General features: G+C 59.2%; 16 protein-coding genes. 7 read left to right on the forward strand and 9 right to left on the reverse strand.

The features are described 5' to 3' along the window. Window positions 1-10 precede the first annotated feature (10 nt). A complete protein-coding gene (locus HBO41_RS10390; protein ID WP_099549743.1) occupies window positions 11-778 on the reverse strand; it encodes an SDR family NAD(P)-dependent oxidoreductase in 768 nt (255 codons plus the stop codon). Window positions 779-799: 21 nt separating this feature from the next. Then, window positions 800-2,446, reverse strand: a complete 1,647-nt coding sequence (locus HBO41_RS10395) for an AMP-binding protein (protein WP_017138788.1) — start codon at window positions 2,444-2,446, stop codon at window positions 800-802. A gap of 227 nt (window positions 2,447-2,673) precedes the next feature. Between HBO41_RS10395 and HBO41_RS10400 the strand changes: the two genes are divergently transcribed. The 4 genes from HBO41_RS10400 to HBO41_RS10415 all read left to right on the forward strand — a co-directional run bounded on the left by HBO41_RS10400 (window position 2,674) and on the right by HBO41_RS10415 (window position 8,117). Further along, window positions 2,674-3,567: a bestrophin family protein gene (locus HBO41_RS10400; protein WP_099549742.1), complete on the forward strand. Its 894-nt coding sequence runs from the start codon at window positions 2,674-2,676 to the stop codon at window positions 3,565-3,567. 78 nt (window positions 3,568-3,645) lie between these two features. Further along, complete coding sequence (locus HBO41_RS10405; RefSeq protein WP_017138790.1) at window positions 3,646-4,704, forward strand: HEAT repeat domain-containing protein; 1,059 nt, start codon at window positions 3,646-3,648, stop codon at window positions 4,702-4,704. Window positions 4,705-4,947: 243 nt separating this feature from the next. After that, window positions 4,948-6,450: an ATPase domain-containing protein gene (locus tag HBO41_RS10410; RefSeq protein ID WP_138451583.1), complete on the forward strand. Its 1,503-nt coding sequence runs from the start codon at window positions 4,948-4,950 to the stop codon at window positions 6,448-6,450. Continuing rightward, complete coding sequence (locus tag HBO41_RS10415; RefSeq protein ID WP_017138792.1) at window positions 6,447-8,117, forward strand: ATP-binding protein; 1,671 nt, start codon at window positions 6,447-6,449, stop codon at window positions 8,115-8,117. Before HBO41_RS10410 ends, HBO41_RS10415 begins: the two co-directional genes overlap by 4 nt. 26 nt (window positions 8,118-8,143) lie before the next feature. On the opposite strand, the gene HBO41_RS10420 is transcribed toward HBO41_RS10415, so the two are convergent. From HBO41_RS10420 to HBO41_RS10440, 5 genes are all read right to left on the reverse strand, one after another. Next, window positions 8,144-8,521 (reverse strand): response regulator, encoded by a 378-nt coding sequence (locus HBO41_RS10420; protein WP_003217591.1) that lies wholly within the window; start codon window positions 8,519-8,521, stop codon window positions 8,144-8,146. A gap of 78 nt (window positions 8,522-8,599) precedes the next feature. Continuing rightward, the gene (locus HBO41_RS10425) at window positions 8,600-9,793 is read right to left on the reverse strand and encodes a hybrid sensor histidine kinase/response regulator (RefSeq protein ID WP_017138793.1); all 1,194 of its coding nucleotides are present in this window, start codon (window positions 9,791-9,793) and stop codon (window positions 8,600-8,602) included. Continuing rightward, on the reverse strand, window positions 9,787-10,386 hold the full coding sequence (locus HBO41_RS10430; RefSeq protein WP_017138794.1) for a chemotaxis protein CheB: 600 nt from the start codon (window positions 10,384-10,386) through the stop codon (window positions 9,787-9,789). Before HBO41_RS10430 ends, HBO41_RS10425 begins: the two co-directional genes overlap by 7 nt. After that, on the reverse strand, window positions 10,383-11,213 hold the full coding sequence (locus HBO41_RS10435; RefSeq protein ID WP_017138795.1) for a protein-glutamate O-methyltransferase CheR: 831 nt from the start codon (window positions 11,211-11,213) through the stop codon (window positions 10,383-10,385). The genes HBO41_RS10430 and HBO41_RS10435 overlap by 4 nt, the downstream gene beginning before the upstream one ends. Beyond that, complete coding sequence (locus tag HBO41_RS10440) at window positions 11,214-14,711, reverse strand: response regulator (RefSeq protein ID WP_169986112.1); 3,498 nt, start codon at window positions 14,709-14,711, stop codon at window positions 11,214-11,216. It abuts the gene before it with no gap. A gap of 265 nt (window positions 14,712-14,976) precedes the next feature. On the opposite strand from HBO41_RS10440, the gene HBO41_RS10445 reads away from it, so the two are divergent. The 3 genes from HBO41_RS10445 to HBO41_RS10455 all read left to right on the forward strand — a co-directional run bounded on the left by HBO41_RS10445 (window position 14,977) and on the right by HBO41_RS10455 (window position 20,755). After that, a complete protein-coding gene (locus HBO41_RS10445) occupies window positions 14,977-18,492 on the forward strand; it encodes a hypothetical protein (protein WP_169986114.1) in 3,516 nt (1,171 codons plus the stop codon). A gap of 212 nt (window positions 18,493-18,704) precedes the next feature. Next, window positions 18,705-19,070, forward strand: coding sequence for a response regulator (locus HBO41_RS10450; protein WP_017138798.1), 366 nt, complete (start codon window positions 18,705-18,707; stop codon window positions 19,068-19,070). Window positions 19,071-19,354: 284 nt separating this feature from the next. Next, window positions 19,355-20,755: a DUF1254 domain-containing protein gene (locus HBO41_RS10455; protein WP_017138799.1), complete on the forward strand. Its 1,401-nt coding sequence runs from the start codon at window positions 19,355-19,357 to the stop codon at window positions 20,753-20,755. 97 nt (window positions 20,756-20,852) lie between these two features. Here the strand turns inward: HBO41_RS10455 and HBO41_RS10460 are convergent, their stop codons facing one another. Further along, complete coding sequence (locus HBO41_RS10460) at window positions 20,853-21,521, reverse strand: DUF3313 domain-containing protein (protein WP_099549737.1); 669 nt, start codon at window positions 21,519-21,521, stop codon at window positions 20,853-20,855. A 216-nt stretch (window positions 21,522-21,737) separates the two neighbouring features. Further along, a complete protein-coding gene (locus HBO41_RS10465) occupies window positions 21,738-22,736 on the reverse strand; it encodes a succinylglutamate desuccinylase/aspartoacylase family protein (RefSeq protein ID WP_169986116.1) in 999 nt (332 codons plus the stop codon). Window positions 22,737-22,819 lie beyond the last annotated feature (83 nt).

The following is a 22,819-nucleotide window of genomic DNA, read 5'->3' on the forward strand; positions in this document are numbered from 1 at the left end:
GGTGTTCTCCTTACTTGGCTGCCATACGCAAGGCGCCGTCGAGACGGATCACCTCGCCATTGAGCATGCTGTTTTCAATGATGTGGCGTACCAGCGCGGCGTACTCGGACGGTTTGCCCAGGCGTGGCGGGAATGGCACACCCGCGGCCAGGGAATCGCGCACTTCGGGGGTCATGCCGGCCATCATCGGCGTTTCGAAAATGCCCGGGGCAATAGTCATCACGCGGATGCCAAAGCGCGCCAGTTCGCGGGCAGCGGGCAAGGTCAGGCTGGCGATGGCGCCTTTGGAGGCGGCATACGCCGCCTGGCCTATCTGCCCGTCAAAGGCGGCTACCGACGCGGTGTTGATGATCACGCCGCGCTCACCGTCGGCGTTCGCCGCGGTTTCAGCGATGGCGGCAGCCGCCAGGCGCAACAGGTTGAAGCTGCCGATCAGGTTGACGTTGATCACCTGGGCAAAGCTGGCCAAGGCGTGTGGGCCATTTTTGCCGAGGATTTTTTCGCCGCGTACCACCCCGGCGCAGTTCACCAGGCCGTGCAGGCCGCCAAAGGCTGCAACGGCGGCGTGTACGGCCGCTTCGGCGGCGGCTTCCTGGCTGATATCGGCCACAGCGCTGCGGGCGTTATCGCCCAGTTGCTTGGCTTTGGCCGCCACAGCGTCGGCGTTCAGGTCGACCAGCATCACCTTGGCACCAGCGGCAATCAACATCTCAGCGGTGGCCGCGCCGAGGCCCGAAGCACCGCCGCTGACCAGGAATACCTTGTTTTCAATCTGCATCATTGTTTCCTTAAAAGTGGATCAGGCGATGGCCTGTGCCTTCGCAATTTCCTGATTACGCAAAATAAAACGTTGCAGCTTGCCGCTCGGGGTCTTGGGCAAGTCGCTGACAAATTCGATTTCCCGTGGGTAGGCGTGGGCCGCCAAACGCTTGCGCACGTGCAGACGCAGCTCCTCGGCCAGCTCGGGCGTAGCGCGGTACTGTTCGTTGATCACCACAAAGGCTTTGACCAGCTCGGTGCGCTCCGGGCAGGGTTTGCCGACCACAGCGGCTTCGATCACGGCCGGGTGCTCGACCAGTGCGCTTTCGACATCGAATGGCCCTACGCGGTAGCCGGATGTGGTGATCACATCGTCACTGCGCCCGACAAAGCTGATGCTGCCGTCCGGGTTGAGCTCCACGGTGTCGCCACTGAGGTAGTACTTGCCGACAAACGCCTTGGTCTTTACGCCGTCGTAGCCGGCGAACCAGCACATCGGCGACTGTTCACGGTCGATGGCGAGAATACCGGGCTGGCCTGCCGGCAATTCCTGGTTCTGATCATCGAGCACCACAATGCGGTGGCCCGGTGAGGCAAAGCCCGCAGAGCCGACATGCACGGGGTGTTCCAGGCCGTGGTGGTTGCACAGCACCATGCCCAGTTCGGTCTGGCCGTAATGGTCATGAATGGTCACGCCCAGGTTGTCGGCAAACCAGCGGATCACTTCCGGGTTCAGCGGCTCGCCGGCGCTGCTGACGATACGCAGCTTGCCCTTGATAGCGCGCGCGAACTGTTCGCCACCAGCAATCAGCAGGCGGTAAGCGGTGGGCGAACCGGTGAGGTTGGTAATCCCATATTTATTGATCACCCGGCAGGTGCTTTCCAGGGTGAACGGCCCATCGTAGAACGTAATCGGGTGGCCCATGGACAACGGCCCGGTCACGCCAAAATAGATGCCATAGGCCCAGCCCGGGTCGGCGACATTCCAAAACGCGTCTTCGGGACGCAAATCCACCGCGTCGCGGGTGTAGCTCTGGAAGGCGACAATGGCCTTGAGCGGCACCGACAGGGCTTTTGACGGGCCGGTGGTGCCCGAGGTGAACATCAGCAGGAACGGGGCTTCTGCGCCCAGCAGCACCGGTTCGCAGGTATTCGAATAGTTCGGCAGTTCAGCCCAGAAGCTGTAGTCGCCGCGCACGATGCCTTCGCCCTTGTCCCCGGCCACCGTGACGATGGTCGGGCAGCCTTCGACTTCAGCCAGCTTGGGGCGGTTGACCGCATCCGTGACCACCAGTACGGCGCCGGAGCTGTTCAGCCGATGCTCGATGGCCTTGGGTCCGAAGGCGGTAAACAGCGGCTGATACACCGCGCCGATACGCCAGGTGGCGAACACCACCACCAATAACTCTGCCGTGCGTGGCAGCAGCCCCGCCACCTTGTCACCCTGTTGCACGCCTTGGGCCAGGAGGAAATTGGCAAAGCGCGCCGCCTGGTCCTGCAATTGGGTGAAGGTCACACTGGCGCTGCGCCCATCCTTACCTTCCCAAAACAACGCAATGCGCCCCGGCAGCGCGTGGCGATCGCAACACTCCACACAGGCATTCAGGGCTTGCAGGTTGCCGGACAGGGCGGCGTTGACGGTGTGCTGGTAGTCGAAGGCAGTGGTGGCAGCCAAATACTCACGCATGGTTCCAAATCCTTGTGTGTTTTTATTTTCAGGACATTTTTCACGACGAGAATCGCTGAAATAGTCGCTCTAGAGCGCTTTGGCGGCAATGGTCAAAGCCTTCAACTTGGCTGACTGGTTTGGCCAATCATTGATCCGGCTTATCAGCCGGTCAGCCGCAGTGATTGGACGCTCTGGGCGCAAACTCCTAATCTCCAGGCCTGCGCCGCCAAAGAAGCCGTGTCCCGATGATCGTCCGCCCCAAACCCAACCTCATGGGTATCCTGTTTTCCCTTAAAGGTTCGATTGCCAAGCGCATTGCCTTGCGCAGCCTGATGGTCACGTTGCTGGCTTCAGTGATCGTGCTGGTGGAGACCCTGCACCCGGCCTACTTCTCCAAGGTCAATGCAACGCCGTTCACCTTGCTCGGGTTGTCGTTGTCGATCTTCATGAGCTTTCGCAACAACGCCTGCTACGACCGTTGGTGGGAAGGCCGCAAGCAACTGGGGCAGATGATCATTGAGGTGCGCTCGCTGATTCGCGAAACCCAAGTGCTGGGCAACTCACCCGAGCGCGCCAGCCTGCTGCGTGGGGTGTGCGGGTTTGCCCACGGCCTGGTCGCGCACCTGCGCCGTGAAGACGAGGCCCGCGTTATCACACCCTGGATAACTGTTGACCGGGCGCATCCCAATCTCCCCGACAACGTGCTGCAACAACTGGGCGCGCGCTTTTCGCGGCTGGCCGAACAGGGTGTGATCAGTGAATGGCGCTACACCCAGCTGGAAACCCGGCTGGTCAGCCTCAGCCTGGTGCAGGCCGCCTGCGAGCGGATCAAGAGCACGCCACTGCCCTTCCCTTACACGCTGCTATTGCACCGCACCATCTACCTGTTCTGCATTTTGCTGCCGTTCGCCATGGCCGAACCGCTGGGCTGGTTGACGCCGGTGTTCACCGCCATCGTCAGCTACACGTTCTTCGGTTTGGATGAAATCGGTGATGATCTGGAAGACCCGTTCGGTTTTGATGAAAACGATCTGCCCTGCAATGCGATAGTGCGCACCCTGGAGCGCGAGATTCTCGCCGCCCTGGGCGAGATCGATCTGCCTCCTGCTCTGGAACCAGTGGAATACGTGCTCGGCTGATACGGGTTTGACACTCGTCGTGGTCTGACCGAAGCTTGAGGCTTTGCGATTAGCTGCCCCCAGCTTTTGGACGCCTGCATGTCAAAGTCACGCCGTTACTCCATCGTCGGCCTGTGCGCCCTGTTGTTGCTTGTCCTGGTCACCTGGTTTTTCTCCCGCTCCACTCCGGTGGCCGTGCCGCCGGCGATCGCCCATGGTTACGCCAAGGCGTTGAAGCAAGCACGTAACGGCGAACCCGGCGCCGCCCGTGTGCTGTATCAACAGCTAGGCCGCCCGGACCTGTCACCTGAACGCCGCGCGGCGCTACACGCCGAACTGCCCAATTACCCAAGCCCTCAGGCGTTGAAGCTGGCGGATAAAGACCTGGCTGATGAGTCGCCGTTGGTTCGTGAAGCTGCGATTCACAGTATTGTTGGCCTGGTGCCCAGCGGCCAACGCACCTTACTGCTTGGCCCGGCACTGGACGATCCTGAACAAGCCGTGCGTTTTGCCGCCGCCAATGCCCTGCTCGGCCTGTCGCCGGATACCCTGGGCCTGTATTTCGGGCCTTTGCAGCAAGTGCTCGATGAGTTTGTGAAAAAGCTCAAGGCTGAGCCCGAAACCGCCGAAGGCTGGATTCAGCTCGCGCGCTTGTACATCCACAGCGCCCTGCTGCCGGACGCGCAACATGCACTGGAGCAGGCCATGCGCCTGCAACCGGACAACCTGCAAGCTGTGGTCGCACAAATCGAATTGCTCGATAAGCAGGGCAAGACCGATGAGTCCCGCCAGTTGCTGGCGCGGCAATTGGCGGCACATCCGGAGTCGGCCTACCTGCAACACGCCCTGGGCATGTGGCTGTTGCACCATGGGGAGCGGCCATACGCGTTGCTTGGCCTGTCCAAAGCCGTGGAGCTTGAGCCTGACAATCAGGATTACCGCTTCGACCTCGCCACCACGCTGCACGACCAGGAAGAGGTGGACGCCGCCCAGCGTCAGCTGGAAGAAATCGTCCAGCGCCACCCCGCCAATCGCAAGGCGCGTGTGTTGCTGGTCAGCTATTGGAAAGAAACCGGGCAGTTGCAGAATGTGCAGGTGCTACTGGCGCAGCTGGAACAGCAGAATCCGGATGATCCGGCGTTGCAGCAGGGGCTTTAGTTTCGCGCGCTATGTGGGAGCTGGCTTGCCTGCGATACAGACACCTCGGTCTGACAGATAAACCGAGGTGATGCTATCGCAGGCAAGCCAGCTCCCACACAAAAGCAGCGCTTTGGCGCAGGTCACAAATCCACCACGATTTATACGACAGGTTGAACCGCCACAACCCGCTACGGTCAAGTAAATATGGCGCGTCCAAGCCGACGCGCCTCCCTTTACTTGTACGTGACCCGAGGGCACTTCTTGTCTACATCCAAAGAGCTGTTCAGTGAAAAGGCGGCCACCGGCATCGAAGGTCTTGATGACATTCTTTCCGGGGGGCTATCACGCAGCCACCTGTTCCTGCTGGAAGGCGAACCCGGCACCGGGAAAACCACCGTAGCGCTGCACTTTCTGCAAGCCGGCGCGAAAAACGGTGAGCGATCCTTGTACATCACCCTGTCAGAAACCGAACGCGAGTTGCGTCAGGGCGCCAAGTCCCACGGCTGGGACCTGGACGACAACATTCACATCTTCGAGCTGACCCCACCGGAAAGCCTGCTCAACGCCGAGCACCAGCAAAGCCTGCTGTATTCCTCCGACCTGGAACTGGGTGAGGCAACCCGGCAGATTTTTGAAGTGGTGGAACGGATCAAGCCCACCCGCGTGGTGGTCGACAGCCTTTCGGAAATCCGCCTGCTGGCCCAAAGCTCGCTGCGCTATCGCCGCCAGATCCTGGCGATCAAACACTACTTTGTGCGCTACGACGCCACCGTCCTGCTGCTTGACGACCTGACCACCGAATCCCTGGATAAAACCGTGCACAGCGTGGCCCACGGCGTAATTCGTCTGGAAGAGCTGACGCCCACTTACGGCGCTGAACGCCGCCGCATCCGCGTGGTGAAGTACCGTGGCCAGAAATACCGTGGTGGCTTTCACGACTTCACCATCATGCAAGACGGCATCCACGTGTTCCCGCGCCTGGTGGCCGCCGAGCATCGTGGTGGTTACGTGCGTCAGACTTTGAGCAGTGGCATCCGTGAAATGGACGCCTTGATGGGCGGCGGCGTAGAAACCGGCTCCAGCACGCTTATCCTCGGCCCGGCCGGTACCGGCAAATCGTTGATCTCGATGATATTTGCCGCCGCCGCAGTGGCGCGTGGTGAAAAAGCTGCGCTGTTTATTTTCGATGAAGAGCTGGGCCTGTTGTTCGAACGCATGAAAAATATGGGTATCGACCTCGCCGCGCTGCAAGACACCGGTAACCTGCTGATCGAGCAGGTGGATGCGGCAGAGCTGTCACCTGGCGAATTCTCCCACCGAGTCAGGCGTTGCGTCGATGAACGCGGGATCAAAACCGTGGTCATCGACAGTATCAACGGCTACCAGGCAGCGATGCCTGAGGAAAACTCTCTGATCCTGCATATGCACGAGTTGCTGCTGTACCTGAACCGTCGCGGCGCGGCGACGTTCATGACGGTGGCCCAACATGGGTTGGTAGGCGACATGCAGGCCCCCGTCGATATTACTTACCTGGCTGATACCGTGATCCTGTTGCGTTATTTCGAAGCACTCGGCAAGGTTCGCCGGGCCATTTCGATCATCAAGAAACGTACCGGCAGCCACGAGTCCACCATTCGTGAATACCGTATCGGCGGCAGTGGTTTGACAGTGGGCGAGCCGCTCGACAACTTCCAGGGCGTACTGCGCGGTATCCCGACTTATATGGGCGCCGGTTCCCCACTGCTCAAGGAAGAGGGCGTGTGACCGGCCTTTCTCCCCTCTCCGAGCGCGCAATTATTCTCGCGCCACTGGGCCGTGACGGCTCCCTGGCGCTGATGATGCTCAAGGAAGCCGGCTACACCGGCATGGTTGCCGGGAACCTGACTGAACTCTGCGAAGCACTTGGGCAAGGCGTCGGTATGTTGGTGATTGCCGCTGAAGCCCTGCGCGGTGTCGATCTGGAGCCCCTGCTGCATTACCTGCATGAGCAGCCGGCCTGGTCCGATTTGCCCATCGTGCTGATGACCCACCATGGCGGCCGTGAACAGAACGGCTCATCCCACCTGAGTGGCCTGCTGGGCAACGTGACCTTCCTGGAGCGCCCTTTCCATCCAGTAACCCTGATCAGTCTGGTGAGCGCGGCCCTGCGCGGCCGGCGCCGGCAATACGAAGCGCGTGACCGCCTGATCGACTTGAGCGAGAGCGAGTTGCGCCTGCAACGCACCCTGGAAACCCTTGAGCAGCAGGTTGAAGAACGCACGGCGCAACTGCGTAACAACGAAGATGCGCTGCGCCAGTCACAGAAAATGGAGGCCGTCGGCCAGTTGACCGGCGGTATCGCCCATGACTTCAACAACATGCTCACCGGCATTATCGGCAGCCTGGAGCTGCTGCGCAGGCGGGTGGCCCGCGGCAAGCTGGACGACCTGGACAGCTTGATCGACTTGGGCGTGACCTCGGCCAACCGCGCTGCCGGCCTGACCCACCGCTTGCTGGCGTTTTCACGGCGCCAGTCGCTGGACCCCAAACCCGTGGAGATCAACCAGTTGGTCAGTTCCATGGGTGAACTGCTGCAACGCAGTATCAATGAAAGCATCGCCTTGGACATGCGTCTGGCCGATGAACTCTGGACCGCCGAGGCCGACCCCAATCAGCTGGAAAGCGCCCTGCTCAACCTGGTGATCAATGCGCGCGATGCCATGCCCAGCGGCGGTAGCCTGACCGTTGAGACCACCAACCGCCACCTCGACAATGTGTTCACGGCCGCCTATGGCACCTTGCTGCCAGGCGATTACGTGGAACTGAGCGTCAGCGACACCGGCTGTGGTATTCCCGAAAGTCTGTTGGGCCGCGTCTTCGACCCGTTCTTCACGACCAAGCCGATCGGCCAGGGCACCGGCCTCGGCTTGTCGATGATCTACGGCTTTGCCCGCCAATCCCATGGCCATGTCACCATCCATAGTGAAGTCGGCAAGGGCACGACAGTCAGCCTGTTCCTGCCGCGTTTTATCGGGGAGCGCGTCGCGGACGCCGTCACCAACCCGGCACTGCTGCCATTCGCCAATGCCGGTGAGACGGTATTGATCGTCGAAGACGACGCCGCCGTACGCGTACTGGTCAGCGCAGTGCTCAAGGAATTGGGCTATGCCTTTGTCGAGGCTGGCGATGCCAATACCGCCGTGCCGATCATCGAATCCGACCAACGCATTGACCTGTTGATCAGTGATGTGGGCTTGCCCGGCATGAACGGGCGGCAGCTGGCAGAAATCGGGCGGCAATTGCGCCCGGAGCTCAAGGTATTGTTTATCACTGGCTACGCCGAGCATGCGGCGGTGCGCGGCGGGTTCCTGGACCCAGGGATGCAACTGATCACCAAGCCGTTCACCTTCGACCTGCTGACGGCCAAGGTGCGTGAGATGATCAAGCAATAGGGCTGCTGCGAGGCAGCCCTATTGCTTCAGGCCAGCAGGCGCTGGATATGCTCTTGCAAGGTATCCAGATCAAACGGCTTGGCCAGGATTGGCGCGTTGCGCGTGATCGGGCTGTTGCAGTCGAGTATTTCTTGCGGGTAACCGCTGATAAAGATCACTTTCAATTCAGGTCGCAGCTTGATCGCAGGCTCAGCGATCTGCACCCCGGAAATCCCGCCCGGCAGGCGGTAATCCGTGACCATCAGGTCCAGGTGCGGCTTGGTCGCCAGAATCTCGAAGGCCTGCTCCCCATCGATCGCCTTCAGCACCCGGTAGCCCAGGCCTGCCAGGTATTCACCCAGCACAAACATAATGGATTCGTCGTCTTCGACGATCAGTACGACATCTTGTGCATCTTCACTCATGGGAAGCCTTTGTCCGGTCAGTTGCTGCAAGTACGACCATGGGGTCACGCAGAGGTTGCGTCGAGGCGACGATTGATTTCATTGCGGCTCGCCAAGTGGCAGGCACACCCTGAACAACGCGCCCTCGCCTATCTGGCTTTCCACCTCGATGGTGCCGCCATGGGCCGTCACGATCTGCTCGGAAATAAACAGCCCCAAGCCCAGGCCTGCCGCTACATGGCTGGCCGAAACGCGTTCGAATTGCTGGAAAATGCGCTTCTGGTTGTCTGCGCTGATGCCGATGCCACGGTCACGCACCTCGACGCGCGCCTCACCGTGCTCGGTGTACACACGCACATCCACTGGGCTTTTGGCACCGTAACGCAAAGCGTTGGTGAGCAGGTTGGTGACCACTTGCTCAATACGGAACTCATCCCAATTGCCCTCCACAGGTTCATCGGCAACCAGGTGCATCGAAGAACCGGCGGATGCCACTTGCGGGGCGAAGTTTTTCACCAGGTTGCGCACCAGTTGCGCCAGGTCAAAGCGCGCCGGGCGAATCGACAGTTTGCCGGTGCGGATGCGCGACACGTCGAGCATGTCCTCGATCAGGCGGATAAGGCTCTGGATCTGGCGCTCGTCGCGGTCAACCATGGCGTGCATCTTGTCCAGGGTAAACGCGGCGGCGTTATCCCGAGCCAGGTGCATCTTGCGCAGCTGCGTTTCCAGGATCAGCCCGTTAAGCGGTGTGCGCACTTCGTGAGCGACGATCGACATGAAGTCGTCACGCATGCGCACGGCCTGCTCAAGCTCCGCCTGGGTGGCCTGCAGGCGCGTCAGCAGCAGCTCCTGCTCGCGGCGGCTGCGCTCCAGGGCTTCGACCTGCTGTTTCATGGCCTTGCTCTGGCGGTACAAGTCGACGAACACATTGACCTTGCTTTTCACCGCATGGATATCCAGCGGCTTGTGCAAAAAATCCACCGCACCGCTTTCATAGCCTTTGAAGGCATAGTTGAGTTCGCGGCCGGCGGCGCTGACGAACACAATCGGGATGTTCTTGGTCTTTTCGGTGCCGCGCATCAGTTCGGCCAGCTCGAAACCGTTCATGCCGGGCATCTGCACATCGAGAATCGCCATGGCGAACTCATGCTCCAGCAACAGTGACAAGGCCTCGTCAGCGCTCAAGGCCTTGAAAACCTGCCGATCTTCGCGCTTGATCAGCGCCTCAAGGGCCAGCAGGTTTTCCGGCAGATCGTCGACGATCAGCAGTTTGGCCTGGACAGTACTTAACATGGGGAAGATTCCAGGGAAGCCAGCAGTGAGCCAATCCGGCTCAAGGTGAGAATATGATCAGGTGTGTGCAAGGCCAGCGCCGCCAAGGGCATCACGGCGATACGTGCTTCTGTGGGCTCTTGGACGATGGTGGTGCCTCCCGAGTCTTTGACGTGGGCAAGGCCACGCGCGCCATCCTGGTTGGCGCCGGTCAGCAGAATCGCCAGCAGGCTGTTGCCGTAGGTGTCGGCAGCCGAGGCGAACAGGTAATCGATTGCCGGCCGCGAATGGTGCACGCGGTCTTCCTGGCTCATCGACAGGCTACGGTCGCTTTCTACCGACAGGTGATAGCCGGGGCCGGCGAAATACAGGGTGCCTGGCGTAATCGTTTCCTTGTCGCGTGCTTCTTGCACCGGAATGCTCAGGCGCCGCGCAAAGACTTCGGCCAGCTGGCTGCGGCGCTCATCCGGCAGGTGCAACACGGCAATAATCGGCAAACTGAAGGTGTCAGGCAACGTACCAAAAATCGTCAGCAACGCCTCAACACCGCCGGCGGAGGCGCCGACGACGATGGCTTCAATCCCGCGTGGCGGGTTAGTTGCGGCCTCGCTCATGATTTTCGGTAGATCCGTTCCTGTTTGACCAAGGGTTCGAATTGCTTGCTGTAGGCGGAGAAATCCAGGGTTTCCTTACTGCCCAGCACCAGGAAGCCGCGATGGCACAGCGATTCATGAAACAACCCAAACGCTCGATCCTGTAACTTTTTATTGAAATAAATCAATACGTTACGGCATGAAATTAACTGAGTTTCTGAGAAGACGCTATCGGTTGCCAGGCTGTGATCGGCAAAGGTTACGTTCTCGCGCAGCGTCTTGTCGAAGATCGCGTAATCGTAAGCCGCTGTGTAGTAGTCGGCAAATGAACGTTGGCCGCCCGCCTGCTGATAATTGGCAGTGTACGCACGCACGTTCTCCAGGGAGAAAATCCCTTGCTTGGCTTTGTCCAGGGACGCCGGGTTGATGTCCGTGGCGTAAATGATGGTGCGCTCCAGCAAACCCTCTTCGCGCAGCAGGATCGCCATGGAGTACACCTCCTCGCCCGTGCTGCACCCGGCGATCCAGATTTTGATCGACGGGTAGGTCTTGAGCAGCGGCACCACTTCCCGGCGAATCGCCAGAAAGTGCGACGGGTCGCGAAACATCTCGCTCACCGGGATCGTCAGAAACTGCAGCAACTGCATGAACGCCGTCGGATCATGCAACACCCGCTCCTGCAGCGCAGAAATGGTCGCGCAATCGAACTGGCGCAGTGCGTGGGCCACGCGGCGCTTGACGGACGCGCCGGAATAGTCGCGAAAGTCGTAGCTGTACTTGAGGTAAATCGCCTCAATCAGCAGGCGCAGCTCAATGTCGCTGCTTTTTTCCAAGAAAACTTGCTCCACTTAAATGCGTTCCATCTTCGGCAGCCATACGCGAATCAGCGAGAACAGCCGGTCCAGGTCAATCGGCTTGGCCAGGTAATCGTTGGAGCCCGCCGCGAGGCAGCGCTCCTGATCATCCTTCATGGCTTTGGCCGTCACTGCAATAATCGGCAGTTTCTTCCAGCGTGGGTCCTGGCGGATCAAGGCAGTCGCCTCGTAACCGTCCATCTCCGGCATCATTACGTCCATCAGCACCAGGTCGATGTCCTCGACTTCATTGAGTTTGTCGATGGCTTCATGACCGTTACGCCCGATCACCACCACCGCGCCTTTGTGCTCCAGGGCACTGGTCAGGGCGAAGATGTTGCGCACATCGTCGTCGACCAGCAGGATCTTGCGCCCCTCGAAGACCTTGTCGCGGCTGCGGGCGGTCTTGAGCATCTTCTGGCGGTCATGGGACAGCTGGGATTCGACTTTGTGCAGAAACAGTGTCACTTCGTCCAGCAAGCGTTCAGGTGAGCGCGCGCCTTTGATGATGATCGAGCGCGAATACTTGCGCAGCTCGGCTTCTTCGTCGCGGGTCAGGTTACGCCCGGTGTACACGATCACCGGCGGGAACGAGCAGATATCCTCGGTGGCCATGCGCTTGAGCAGCTCATTGCCGAGCATGTCCGGCAGCTTGAGGTCGATGATCATACAGTCGTAGACGTTAGTGCGCAGCAGGTCCAAGGCGGCCTGCGCGTAGCCGACGTCGGTGATTTCGATGTCATCGTCGCCGATCAGGCGGGCAATGCTGTCGCGCTGCAGGTCATCGTCCTCCACCAGCAACACGCGCTTGACCTTCTGGGTCAGCTTGGCTTCCAGGCGCGCAAACACGTCCTTGAGCTCTTCGCGGGTGGTCGGCTTCACCGCATAACCGATGGCGCCCATGTGCATGGCGGCTTCGACGCGGTCTTCAACGGAGATCACATGCACGGGAATGTGGCGGGTATTGGCGTGCTCCTTGAGGCGTTGCAACACGGTCAGCCCGGAATGGTCGGGCAGGCGCATGTCCAGCAGAATCGCGTCCGGGATGTACTCCTCGGCCAGACTGTAGCCTTCGTCTGCGCCGTGGGCGACCAGGCAGTTGTAGCCCAGTTCGTGGGCCAGGTCGTAAAGGATGCGGGCGAAATTGGGTTCATCTTCCACCACCAGGATGCAGCGGGTAGCGAACGGTGCCTTGTCGCGGTCGTCGGCAAAGCGCGGAATCTGCTTGGCATCGGCCACCGGCAGCGGTGAGATCGCGATGGGCTTGGGTGCAGGTGCCGCCACCACTTGGCGCGGCGGCTCGATCGGCGCGGCACCTTCATCGCGCTCTACATATTGCTCCGGCAGTACCAGGGTGAATACGCTGCCCTTGCCCGGTTCGCTGGTCACGCTGATATAGCCGCCGAGCAAGGTCGCCAGATCACGGGAGATCGACAGGCCCAGTCCGGTGCCGCCGTAACGGCGGTTGGTGGTGCCATCGGCCTGGCGGAAGGCTTCGAAGATACTTTCCTGCTGGTCTGGCGCGATGCCAATGCCCGAGTCGCGCACGGTAAAGGCTACGCCCTCCCCTGGTGCACGGGATACCGACAGGCTGACATCACCCTGCTCGGTAAACTTGACCGCGTTGGACAGCAGGTTCTTGAGGATCTGCTCCAGGCGCTGGCGGTCGGTGAACAGCATCGGCGGCGCATCCGCTTGAATGTCCACCTGGAAGCCCAGCTTGCGGTCAGCCGCCAGCGGCTCGAACATCCCGCGCAGGCCATCGACCAGGCGCGCCACGCTGGAGTTTTCCGGGCGCATTTCCAGCTTGCCGGCTTCGACCTTGGAAATGTCCAGAATATCGTTGATCAGGTTCAACAGGTCGTTGCCCGCCGAATAGATCGACTCGGCAAACTTGACCTGCTCGGTGCTGAGGTTTTCCTGCGGGTTCTCGGCGAGCAATTTGGCCAGAATCAACGAGCTGTTGAGCGGCGTGCGCAGCTCGTGAGACATGTTGGCGAGGAATTCGGACTTGTACTTGCTGGAGCGCTGCAGCTCGTCGGCACGGTCTTCCAGTTCCAGTTGAGCCTTGTTCAACTCGACGTTCTTGCGATCCATGGCGTCGCGCTGTTCGGCCAGAGTCTGGGTCTGTTCGGCCAGTTGCTCGTTGGTCTGCTCAAGCTCAGCCTGCTGGGTTTCCAGATGGGCCTGGGACTCCTTGAGGATACGTGACTGTTCTTCGAGCTCTTCGTTGGCGGTTTTGAGTTCTTCCTGCTGCACTTGCAGCTCTTCGTTGAGCTGCTGGGTTTCGGCCAGCACTTCCTGCAGGCGTTGGCGATAGCGCGCCGCTTCGATGGAGGTGCCGATATTGCCGGCAATCAGCTCCAGCAGCTCGACGTCACGATCATCCAACGGGCGCAGGAAGCCGAGTTCGATCACGCCGTTGACGCGATCATCGTCGCTGGTCGGTACCACCAGTACGCTGCGGGTCGAACCTTCGCCCAGGCCGGAACTGACCTTGAAGTAATCCACCGGCACATCATCCAGGCGAATCAGGCGATCAAGCTGGGCGGCCTGCCCGACGATGCCTTCGTCGCTGTAGATCGCCTGCTCTTTTTGCTCCTGCTCGCGGGAAAACCCATAGGTGGCCACGCGCTTGAGGCCGCCGTGCTCTTCGCGCACATACAGCGCCGCTACCGCCGAGCCCATGTATTGGGCGAAAAACTGCAGGATATTGCGCCCAAGCATGTTCAGCGTCAGTTGGCCGAGCACCTGTTCGGCCAGTTCGGTCTGGCCGTTACGCAGCCAGGCCTGTTGCTCCAGGCGCCGGGCGATCTTCTGTTGTGACGCGAGGTTTGCGCTGTAACTCTCTGACAATGCGAGTAAATTCTTTCTACCGATGTAGGCCAGAAAACCGCTCAGTCCAAGCACGAAGGCCAGGTACAAGGTCACGCTGATGATCGTGGTGCGGGTGACATCGGCATTGCGCGTGACACGGAACGCTTGCTCCATCGCCACCGCATCCGTGTATTCGTTGCGAATCGCGTCGGTCAGGCTCTTGCCGCGGCCGGCCTGCACCGCCCCGCGGTAATCGCCACTGCTGCGCTGCAAGTCGATCATCGATTGGGCGTACTTGTTCCACTCGTATTGCATCGACTCCAGACGCTTGAGGCGGTCGACCTGCTGTGGGTTGTCCGCCACCAGCTCCTGCAGGTTGCGCAGGTCACCAATGATGCGGGGCTTGGCCACTTCGTAAGGGTCGAGGAAATGCTCGTCGCCAGTGATCAGAAAGCCACGCAGGCCGGTTTCCAGGTCCACCGTCAGCTTGGATGACTCATTGAGGTTATTGATAACCCGGTCGGTGTGCTCCACCCACTGGATAACCGACAGCAAATAAGTGATCAGGCAGACGAAAAACACCGCGCTGAGCACGCCGACGCCCAAGGGTAACGCGACGTTTCGGCTCAACAGGGTACGGAAGCTCTTTTCATCGACGGACGACGCGGGAGTCATGGGCATGCCTTGGCCAAGTGCGGAAAAAGGGGGAGTTTGCCCGAATATCAGGGGGCAAGGCTATGTTTGTGCGTTGTTTTGAAGCGCTGGCCTACAGGCTGCGAGTGAGTTACACGCCAATTCGGGCCGGTTTCATCAGACCCCTTACATACGTGCATACAGATGCGGCGGAACGTAGGTGAAGGGTTGCGGCACTCAGGACAGCGCCTCACGAACACGGAAGATCTTTTGGAAGGCGTCTTTTTTGCCCCCCAAGGTACCCCCAATGAGCATAACCGCCCCTACCCGCACACTGGCAGACAACCCCAGCGCCTTTGTCGTCGAAGCTCCCGCGCCGGTTGCGCAAGACGCTTCACACACGTTCACTACAACCGCCTCGGATTCCCCACGCGTGGTTCAAACACCTGCCCCCGCCACCTTGCGCACACAACTGGCAGACCAGCAGAACCTGCGCAACCTGGCCGAGCAACTGCGCGGCATTGATACCCGGACGTATGGCAAGCCCGTTACTCCGGACAATGTCTCATTCGGGTTGAACAATAGTCGTCTGACGCCCCATAAAGACTCGGCGTACGCCCACGTGCAGCCGGCAGCGCAAACCCTGGCGACAGTGATCACGCACTTGGGTTTTGAACTGCCGCGCACGGTCGATGAGATGGCGGCACTCGCGCAGAAACTGGAGCAAAAGGCCTTACAGCATCCCCTGGGTGATTTCGGTGGCGCTCTCACCTGGCCAATGCCCATGGCGAAGGCGGACCAGCACAGCATTCGCGCCTTCCTCAAATCCGACACAACAGGTTTGCCAGGTTTGCCGTTGCCACCCCATGGCAATGGCGTACTGACCTATCTGCTGAGCGGCAGTTCGGTGAGCCAAAGCGACTTGCAAGACCCGACCGTGACGATACAAAAGCTGCTCGACTCGCCTAAGGCCCGAGCACTCGGCCTGGCTTTGCAGGCCCACCTGCAGGGCGCGGCCACGGACAACAGCCTCTACGACTACGTATTAGCGGCGATTCACCTGGGGCTCGACCCGGATTCACTCAGGGCACCTGAGCGCAACAAAATCGCCGAATGGCCTTTGCATGCCCCTGATCACTGGGGGCAGCGACCCTCAGAGGTTACCGCGTGTTTGAGCCGTCATCTTGAGAAAAATGGCCGCGCCAATTCCAGCACGGTCAAACTCGCTACCCATCTGTTGCTGTCCAGGGTAGCGCCGCAGTTTCTGATTAAAGATATTCCCGACAGTGTAAAAATCGGCAGCGTGGCGTGGTTCAACCTGACGGTTGCGGCCGCGGCTATCGAAGCCGAGCGGCCAGGTACCGTCGCCAATATGACCTTTGCCGAGGTCATGTGCGATGCACAAAAATGTGCACCATCGGCTGCGAATGCGCACGCTCAGACCCGCGCACTGGTGGATTGGGGAGTCGCCAACGGTGTATTCGTTGCAAATGCAGAGGACAGCTATAGCCCCGAACGACTCAATACCCTCAAGGATGAATTCAACAGACAAGTCAGCAAGCGGTTGGTTGCCAGCCAGACATTGGACAAAGCACTACCCACGCGAGAAGGTATTGCGCGGACCAAGCTCATCGAGCGATTTGGCGACCTCGGAGCGCTTTTCGACTTGAAGGTGCTCGGTACAGACCCGTATCGCGGGGAGCCTGGTCAAGTCGGGCTGGGCGGCATGCATTCGCTATTGGACATCGCCATGATGGACATGCCGAATCCGCGCCCCTTTATGTCAACTGACCCGCGTATCCCATTGGAAGCCTTGAACAGTAACCCAAGGTTTGGCGTCCAGGAGGCGTTCGATCAGCAATTTGCACGCGCAATCGCTGATAAAAAGGACGCGGTCGCTACGACCGTTCAGCACATGATCTCCCAACTTCTCTTAGAGGACCGAGAAAAATTCGATTTCGGGAAGCTCGAGTTTTTTTATGAACGCACATCCAGGCTGTCGACCGGCTTCTGGGGCAGCACGCCAGATAAAAATCAACCGGAACTGTTGGTCAAGGTTGAGCTGGAGGGGCAGATAACTACCTACGAAATCGACCTGAACCGCGGCACGATTGAAGAGGTGCCGCTGTCCAGGATCACGCAACCCAAGCCAATGATTGCCAACAGGGTATTTACCGTCAATCAGGTCAAGCTCGAGGGGGCAGACAGTCGTCTGAGCACGGAGCAACCGGTAAAGGACGGCCCCTTGGATAGCTTCAATAGCGAGCGCTCCCATCGCATAGGCACAGTATTTGCCGAACACCTTGAACTCGACGACCCCGCGATAAAAGAACTGGCGCGCGGCCAGACTACCCTGGATACATTGCAGGGCGGGCCAAAACCACTGAGTAATTTCCTGTTAAATCTGATTCCTTTCAGATCAGCCGTCATCAACTTTCAGAACGGCAACTATGGCGATGGAATATTCGACCTGACACTGGATATCTTCGGGTTCCTGAGTGCCGGTGCCGCCACCGCAGGAAAATTGATCAAGATAGGCGGCTCGGCTCTTTCCACGGGTGCCAAGGGGTTAAAGGCCGTCCAGATTATCGGCGCCTCCACGCTCGGCCTGCTCAACCCCGTGAGTGGTTTGGGTGATTTGGCGGTTGGAGGCCTCAAGCTATTGGGTAAAGGCGGCAATTACCTGTTGTCCAAAGGTGCCGATGCTATCAGCGCGCTCAAGGCAGCCAGTAATACCCACGGCATAGTGGCGACGGGGACCTTCAAACGTGCAGGGCGGGCTGTTGAAGAGGCGGCGGTGTTTCAAAAGGGCAAGTGGTATAGCTATAACCCTGGCACGCAACAACCGTATGGTACCGGGCTCACCGATTTCAAACCTGTAACCGTCGCGGCCAATGGTGAAATAAACAACAACTTCATAGATTGGCTGGCCACTTATGTCGCTCCCGTACCAAAGGCAACCGGAGATCAGTTCAGGCAAGCCTTACAGGCAGCGCAACAAAGCAACCCAGTTGCTTACGCTCGAGGTCTTTCCGGGGTTGTCGACGATATCCCGGGCTATCACTCGAGCATGAGGGTCTCGCAGATAAAAAGCTTGGCCGTCAGCAAGGCCGGGAATCCCGAAGCCATCGGCACATTGGCCAAAGAGATAGAAAAGCGCATGGCGATCCAGAGTCTTGAGAGCTTCAAGACGTTTGAAGCGGAAGTACTGGCCGAAGGTGGCAAGGCCTACATCATGCCGCAGAACTTCTATCTCAGCCAAACTGACCTGGCGTCCAATGGTGAGTGTGCAGCCCTGGTGAATACGATGGCGCTGGCCATTCTTAACAACCGCAGGGACGCCTTCATCAATAACTTTTTCAAAGCCGCCAGGAATGCTAACGACACCAAGGTTCGGGCCTTTCGCAAAGAGCTGAACGAAATGCATCAGGTGCTCCGCGAACAGTTTCACGGTATTCAACGCGTCAGCCAAGTGCCGTATACCGACGTTGCTGCGCGTTTAAGTACCGCAAGCCCTCCCACGCTCCTGAAGATCAGCACCCAGAACCATGGGCTTCTGGCAGGCGTCACGCTCGATAAAAACAACCAGAAGGAATGGTTTTTCTTTAATCCAAACTTCGGTCTTGCAACTTTTCCAAATGAAGCCTCAATGCGAAAAGGCTTGGAAGTCTCCTTGAACAGCGGGAAGACGGCGGGCACCCTTGATCCCGTGGCGGTGACCAAAGGTGTGCCGGAGTACCACATCAGCGAATTCAGTGATGGAGACTTTGTTATGACGGTGCCCTACAACAAACCGTATGCCCTGTTTAACACCACACTTTGACTTTCGCTTGACCCCCTGGTGTCAATGGCCCGCTTGTAGCGTGTCATTGACGCATTGCCCGCTCAGCACACCGCCTCCATGCCACGCGACATTTGCCCCCTTTCCCTTCACAATGCCCCACCAATGGAACTTGCCGAGATGGCCGTGACTCAGTAGAGAACGGTCTTACAACCGACAGACACCTGCCCTTCCATTTTTCAGGAATTCCCCCTATGTGCGCTGCCCCCTCCACCATCCTTGTAGTCGAAGACGACGCCATCGTGCGCATGCTGATCGTCGATGTACTCGAAGAGTTGGAGTTCTCGGTGTTTGAGGCTGCCGATGCCGAACAGGCCCTCAAGATGGCTGAAGATGCCGATCAGCATATCGACCTGATGATGACCGATATGGGCCTGCCAGGCATGAGCGGCAAGGATCTGGCCACCCAAGTACGCGTGCTTCGCCCTAGCCTGCCGATCCTGTTCGCCAGCGGCTATGCCGAAAACATCGACGTACCCGCAGGTATGCAGGTAATTGCCAAGCCGTTCTCCATTGATCAACTGCGTGACAAGGTCAAATCGATGTTGCCTGCCGCTTGAGGGCACTGCCTCACAGGCAATGCCCACAACTGCGGCACTCAAAACCGTGAACACCCCCACATCCACTACATTCCCATCGACTGGGCACGGGCACGGCCTGGAAAGCCGGCAGTCATATCCTTGGCGCTTTTGTCGAACCGCCATGGACAGTGGCACGCAAGGCCGACGGAGTCACTCAGTTCACGTTGTTTGCAGGGATTAACGTGACGTTCGGCCAATAAAACAGGAAACTCTGGGCTTTGATCCCACGCCCTCTAAAAAGCACTCAGGAAGGACGCAACAACATGATTGGAAAACCGACGCGCCTGCTGTTGGCGAGCCTCTCGATACTCATGAGCACCGGCGCCTGGGCCGATTTCACGGCGACCCCGACTGAAGCCCGGGCCATTGCCAAGGAAGCCTACCTGTATGGCTACCCGGTAGTGGAGATGTACAAGACGCTCTACACCCAGGCCGTTGATAAAGGCGGTGCCAACTACAAGGCACCGTTCAATCATATCGGCAACACCGCCCAGGTGTTCACACCCAGGGACACCGCATTCGTCACCCCGAACTCGGACACACCCTACTCTTTCGTGTGGATGGACCTGCGCAAAGAGCCGTTGGTGCTGACCCTGCCCAAGATTGAAGACAACCGTTACTACTCGGTACAGTTGATCGATCTATACACCCAGAACATCGCCTACCTGGGCACCCGCAGCACCGGCAACAATGGTGGCCACTACATGATCGCCGGGCCGGACTGGAAAGGTCAGCAACCTGTCGACGTCGATCGCGTGATCTACAGCGAAAGCAACATTGCCTATGCGCTTTACCGCACGCAGCTGTTTGATGAAAAGGACTTGAACAAGGTCAAGCAGATCCAGAATGGCTACAAAGTGCAGCCGCTGAGTGCCTACGTGAAACAGCCTGCGCCGGCCAAAGTAGCGAAGATCGAATGGCCCAAACCCATGGCAACCATGACCGAAGGCCCGCAGCTGTTTCGCTACCTCAACTTCATGCTGGCCTTTGCCGCGCCTCAGGACAGCGAGAAAGACCTGATGACGCGCTTTGCCAGGATCGGCATCGCCCCCGGCGCGCCCTTCAAGGTCAAAGACCTGACCGCTGAACAGCGCAAAGCCCTGGAAGATGGGATTGCCGATGGCCGCGCTGAGTTCGCCGCGTTCAAGAAAGACAAAATCGACACTCACCAAGTCACCAGCAGCGACCTGTTCGGCAGCCGTGACCGCCTGAAAAACAACTACCTGTACCGCTATGCCGGCGCAAACATGGGGATTTTCGGCAACTCCACCGACGAAGCCATCTACATGAGCTACTTCGTCGACAGCGAAGGCAAACCGGTCAACGGCGCACGCCACAGCTACACCGTGCACTTTGCCAAGGACCAACTGCCACCGGCCGAAGCGTTCTGGTCGCTGACCATGTACGACGCCAAAACCAAGCTGCTGGCGCCCAACCTCAAGAAGCGCTACCTGATCAACTCAGCGATGCTGCCCAACCTCAAACTGGACGCCGACGGTGGCCTGACCTTGGCCTTACAGCATCACGAGCCGCCAAAGGCCGAACAGAGCAACTGGTTGCCGGCCCCGCCCGGTCCGTTTTACGCCGTACTGCGGATTTACCTGCCCAAGCCTGAGGTGGGGAATGGCCAATGGAAGCTGCCGCCACTGACACCGCTTAAATAATGCTCGGGTGAAAGCAGCGTGCCCGTGCGCAAGGGCGGGCACGCGCCTGAAGACATCAGGCCAACAAGGGTGCTTGCGCCCTTGCCACAGTTAGTAGTCAGGGCTTTTTGAGCTTCACAAAGGACTGATGCAAGTCCGACGCCCAGCCGTCAATCACGCTTTTTACGTCATCGGCCTTCATCACCTGCGAGTCGTTGGACAACGGCTTGCCGGTGCCTTTGCGCACCACCTGGGCAATTACTTTGCCGCTGCCACCGTCGAGGAACTGCGCTTCAGTGCCCAGGGTGGTTTCCTGGTCACGAATGCCGGTGCCGGTGCTCACTGCAGCAGCCACCAGCGCCACAGGGACATACTCGTAGGGCTTGAGACTTTCGGTCTTGCTGCTGACGGCGGTAATGGCCGCGCGCACCACGATCACACCTGGGCCTGGCGCGTTGGCCAGCGGCAGCGATTTGGCCAGCTCACGCTTGAGCGCCTGGTTGTAATAGGTGTTGATGCCGTTGAGGGTGCTGTCGGGAATTTTCGCAGTAGCTTGGGGCTTGGGGTAAAACTGCGTCGGTTCGATGAACACCGCCGTGAAGTTATTCAGACTCAGCTCGGGATCAACCCAGCGCATCACCTCGGCCCCTGAAGGCGACTTCGCCTCTTTGAGGTGGCTGTAATCCGCGAGAAAGCCTGAATATTCGTCCGGTTGCGTTACCTTGCTGGCACAGCCGAGCATTGCGATAGCAACGCACAGCGTGCTGATCATTAGCCTTGATTTCATCATTGAACTCCCTGGCAGTCATCGTCGATGGCCCTGAACTGTAGGTATAGCCCACTTATCCATTGATCGAAGGCGACCTGGTTGCCGATTACGAGGGTAAATTGTGGGAGCGGGTTTGCTCGCGAATGCGGTGGGTCAGTCTACACGTCCTTCTCTAGATACTCCGCTTTCGCGAGCAAGCCCGCGCCCACAAGGGTTATGTGTAGGTCTGGGGATCTAAGGGTCCAGCACACCGCCGCTGTAGCTGTCCGACAACCGTGTGCCGGTGAATTTGGCCACCACCGCCCCCTGGGCCACCCGGCGCTCACGGTGGCGTGTCACCATGCGGCCGGTTTGCGCTGCCTGCAAAAACACTTCCGAAGACGGGTCGCCAGGGCAGCCTATAATGCGCGCGAAACGCTCGCCCTCTTCAACCAGGTCACCCAGGCTTTTTTCAAACACCAGCACACCGGCACAGGGCGCGAGGACGGTTTCCATGCAGCCCATGTCCACCACCTCGCCCTGCCATTCGCTGATCGTGGCGACTTCATCAATCACCCCATTGATGCACAGCCACGCCCACAGCCCGTCGGCGTCTTGTTGCGCGAGCGCATCGCTGACATCGGCCTGCCCGCGCAATTCGACAGTCGCGGCCAAGCGCGGCGCGCCATGGTTGATGATGGTTTCTTCAAAAGAGCCGTCACCGCCTTCATCCCAGACAATCACCACCTCGACCTGCAACGCGGCCGCCAGTGCCAGGCCTTGTTCAGGCCAGAAACTGCGATGAATATAAAGGTACAGCAAGGCCTCATCGTCGGTATGCAGGTCCAGCACCAGATCGGCGTCGGACGCCAACTGCACTAAACTTTTTTGCCAGTGCGCCAGGTTGCTCGCGGGGCGTTCCATGGCCAGGGAATGATCGAACGCACGGTTGAAGTTTTGCCCGGTGGCCTCATGGAAACGCCCGAGCAATTTGCCCTGGCGAAACTGGCCAATGCCAAAGGGGTTGGCCTGGGGCACCACGGTCACACTGCCGCGCAGGCGGCCCTGGGCCTGACACGCCTGCAAGCGCGGCAGCAGTTGGTGCAGCACCAGCATTCCGGCGATTTCATCGGCGTGTACACCCGCTTGCAGGTGCACCTTGGGGCCACTGCCGTCGCCTTCAAAGCGCCAGGCGCCGATGTGCAGTGTGTTGCCGGCATCACCTGGCACCTGCCACGAAAGGTCTTTTGCCATGCCTTGCCCTCCTCTGATCATTTAATCGCTAGAGATTGAACACACGTTCAATTAACCTGAGCACCCTGGTCTTTTATCAAAGG

The sequence above is a fragment of the Pseudomonas sp. WS 5146 genome (assembly GCF_012985495.1).
GTDB classification, from domain to species: Bacteria; Pseudomonadota; Gammaproteobacteria; order Pseudomonadales; family Pseudomonadaceae; genus Aquipseudomonas; species Aquipseudomonas edaphica.

Coding starts and splice junctions, on each gene's coding strand:
- HBO41_RS10390 (WP_099549743.1), bottom strand. CDS start 778: ATGCAGATTGAAAACAAGGTATTCCTGGTCAGCGGCGGTGCTTCGGGC.
- HBO41_RS10395 (WP_017138788.1), bottom strand. CDS start 2,446: ATGCGTGAGTATTTGGCTGCCACCACTGCCTTCGACTACCAGCACACC.
- HBO41_RS10400 (WP_099549742.1), top strand. CDS start 2,674: ATGATCGTCCGCCCCAAACCCAACCTCATGGGTATCCTGTTTTCCCTT.
- HBO41_RS10405 (WP_017138790.1), top strand. CDS start 3,646: ATGTCAAAGTCACGCCGTTACTCCATCGTCGGCCTGTGCGCCCTGTTG.
- HBO41_RS10420 (WP_003217591.1), bottom strand. CDS start 8,521: ATGAGTGAAGATGCACAAGATGTCGTACTGATCGTCGAAGACGACGAA.
- HBO41_RS10425 (WP_017138793.1), bottom strand. CDS start 9,793: ATGTTAAGTACTGTCCAGGCCAAACTGCTGATCGTCGACGATCTGCCG.
- HBO41_RS10430 (WP_017138794.1), bottom strand. CDS start 10,386: ATGAGCGAGGCCGCAACTAACCCGCCACGCGGGATTGAAGCCATCGTC.
- HBO41_RS10440 (WP_169986112.1), bottom strand. CDS start 14,711: ATGACTCCCGCGTCGTCCGTCGATGAAAAGAGCTTCCGTACCCTGTTG.
- HBO41_RS10445 (WP_169986114.1), top strand. CDS start 14,977: ATGAGCATAACCGCCCCTACCCGCACACTGGCAGACAACCCCAGCGCC.
- HBO41_RS10450 (WP_017138798.1), top strand. CDS start 18,705: ATGTGCGCTGCCCCCTCCACCATCCTTGTAGTCGAAGACGACGCCATC.
- HBO41_RS10455 (WP_017138799.1), top strand. CDS start 19,355: ATGATTGGAAAACCGACGCGCCTGCTGTTGGCGAGCCTCTCGATACTC.
- HBO41_RS10460 (WP_099549737.1), bottom strand. CDS start 21,521: ATGAAATCAAGGCTAATGATCAGCACGCTGTGCGTTGCTATCGCAATG.
- HBO41_RS10465 (WP_169986116.1), bottom strand. CDS start 22,736: ATGGCAAAAGACCTTTCGTGGCAGGTGCCAGGTGATGCCGGCAACACA.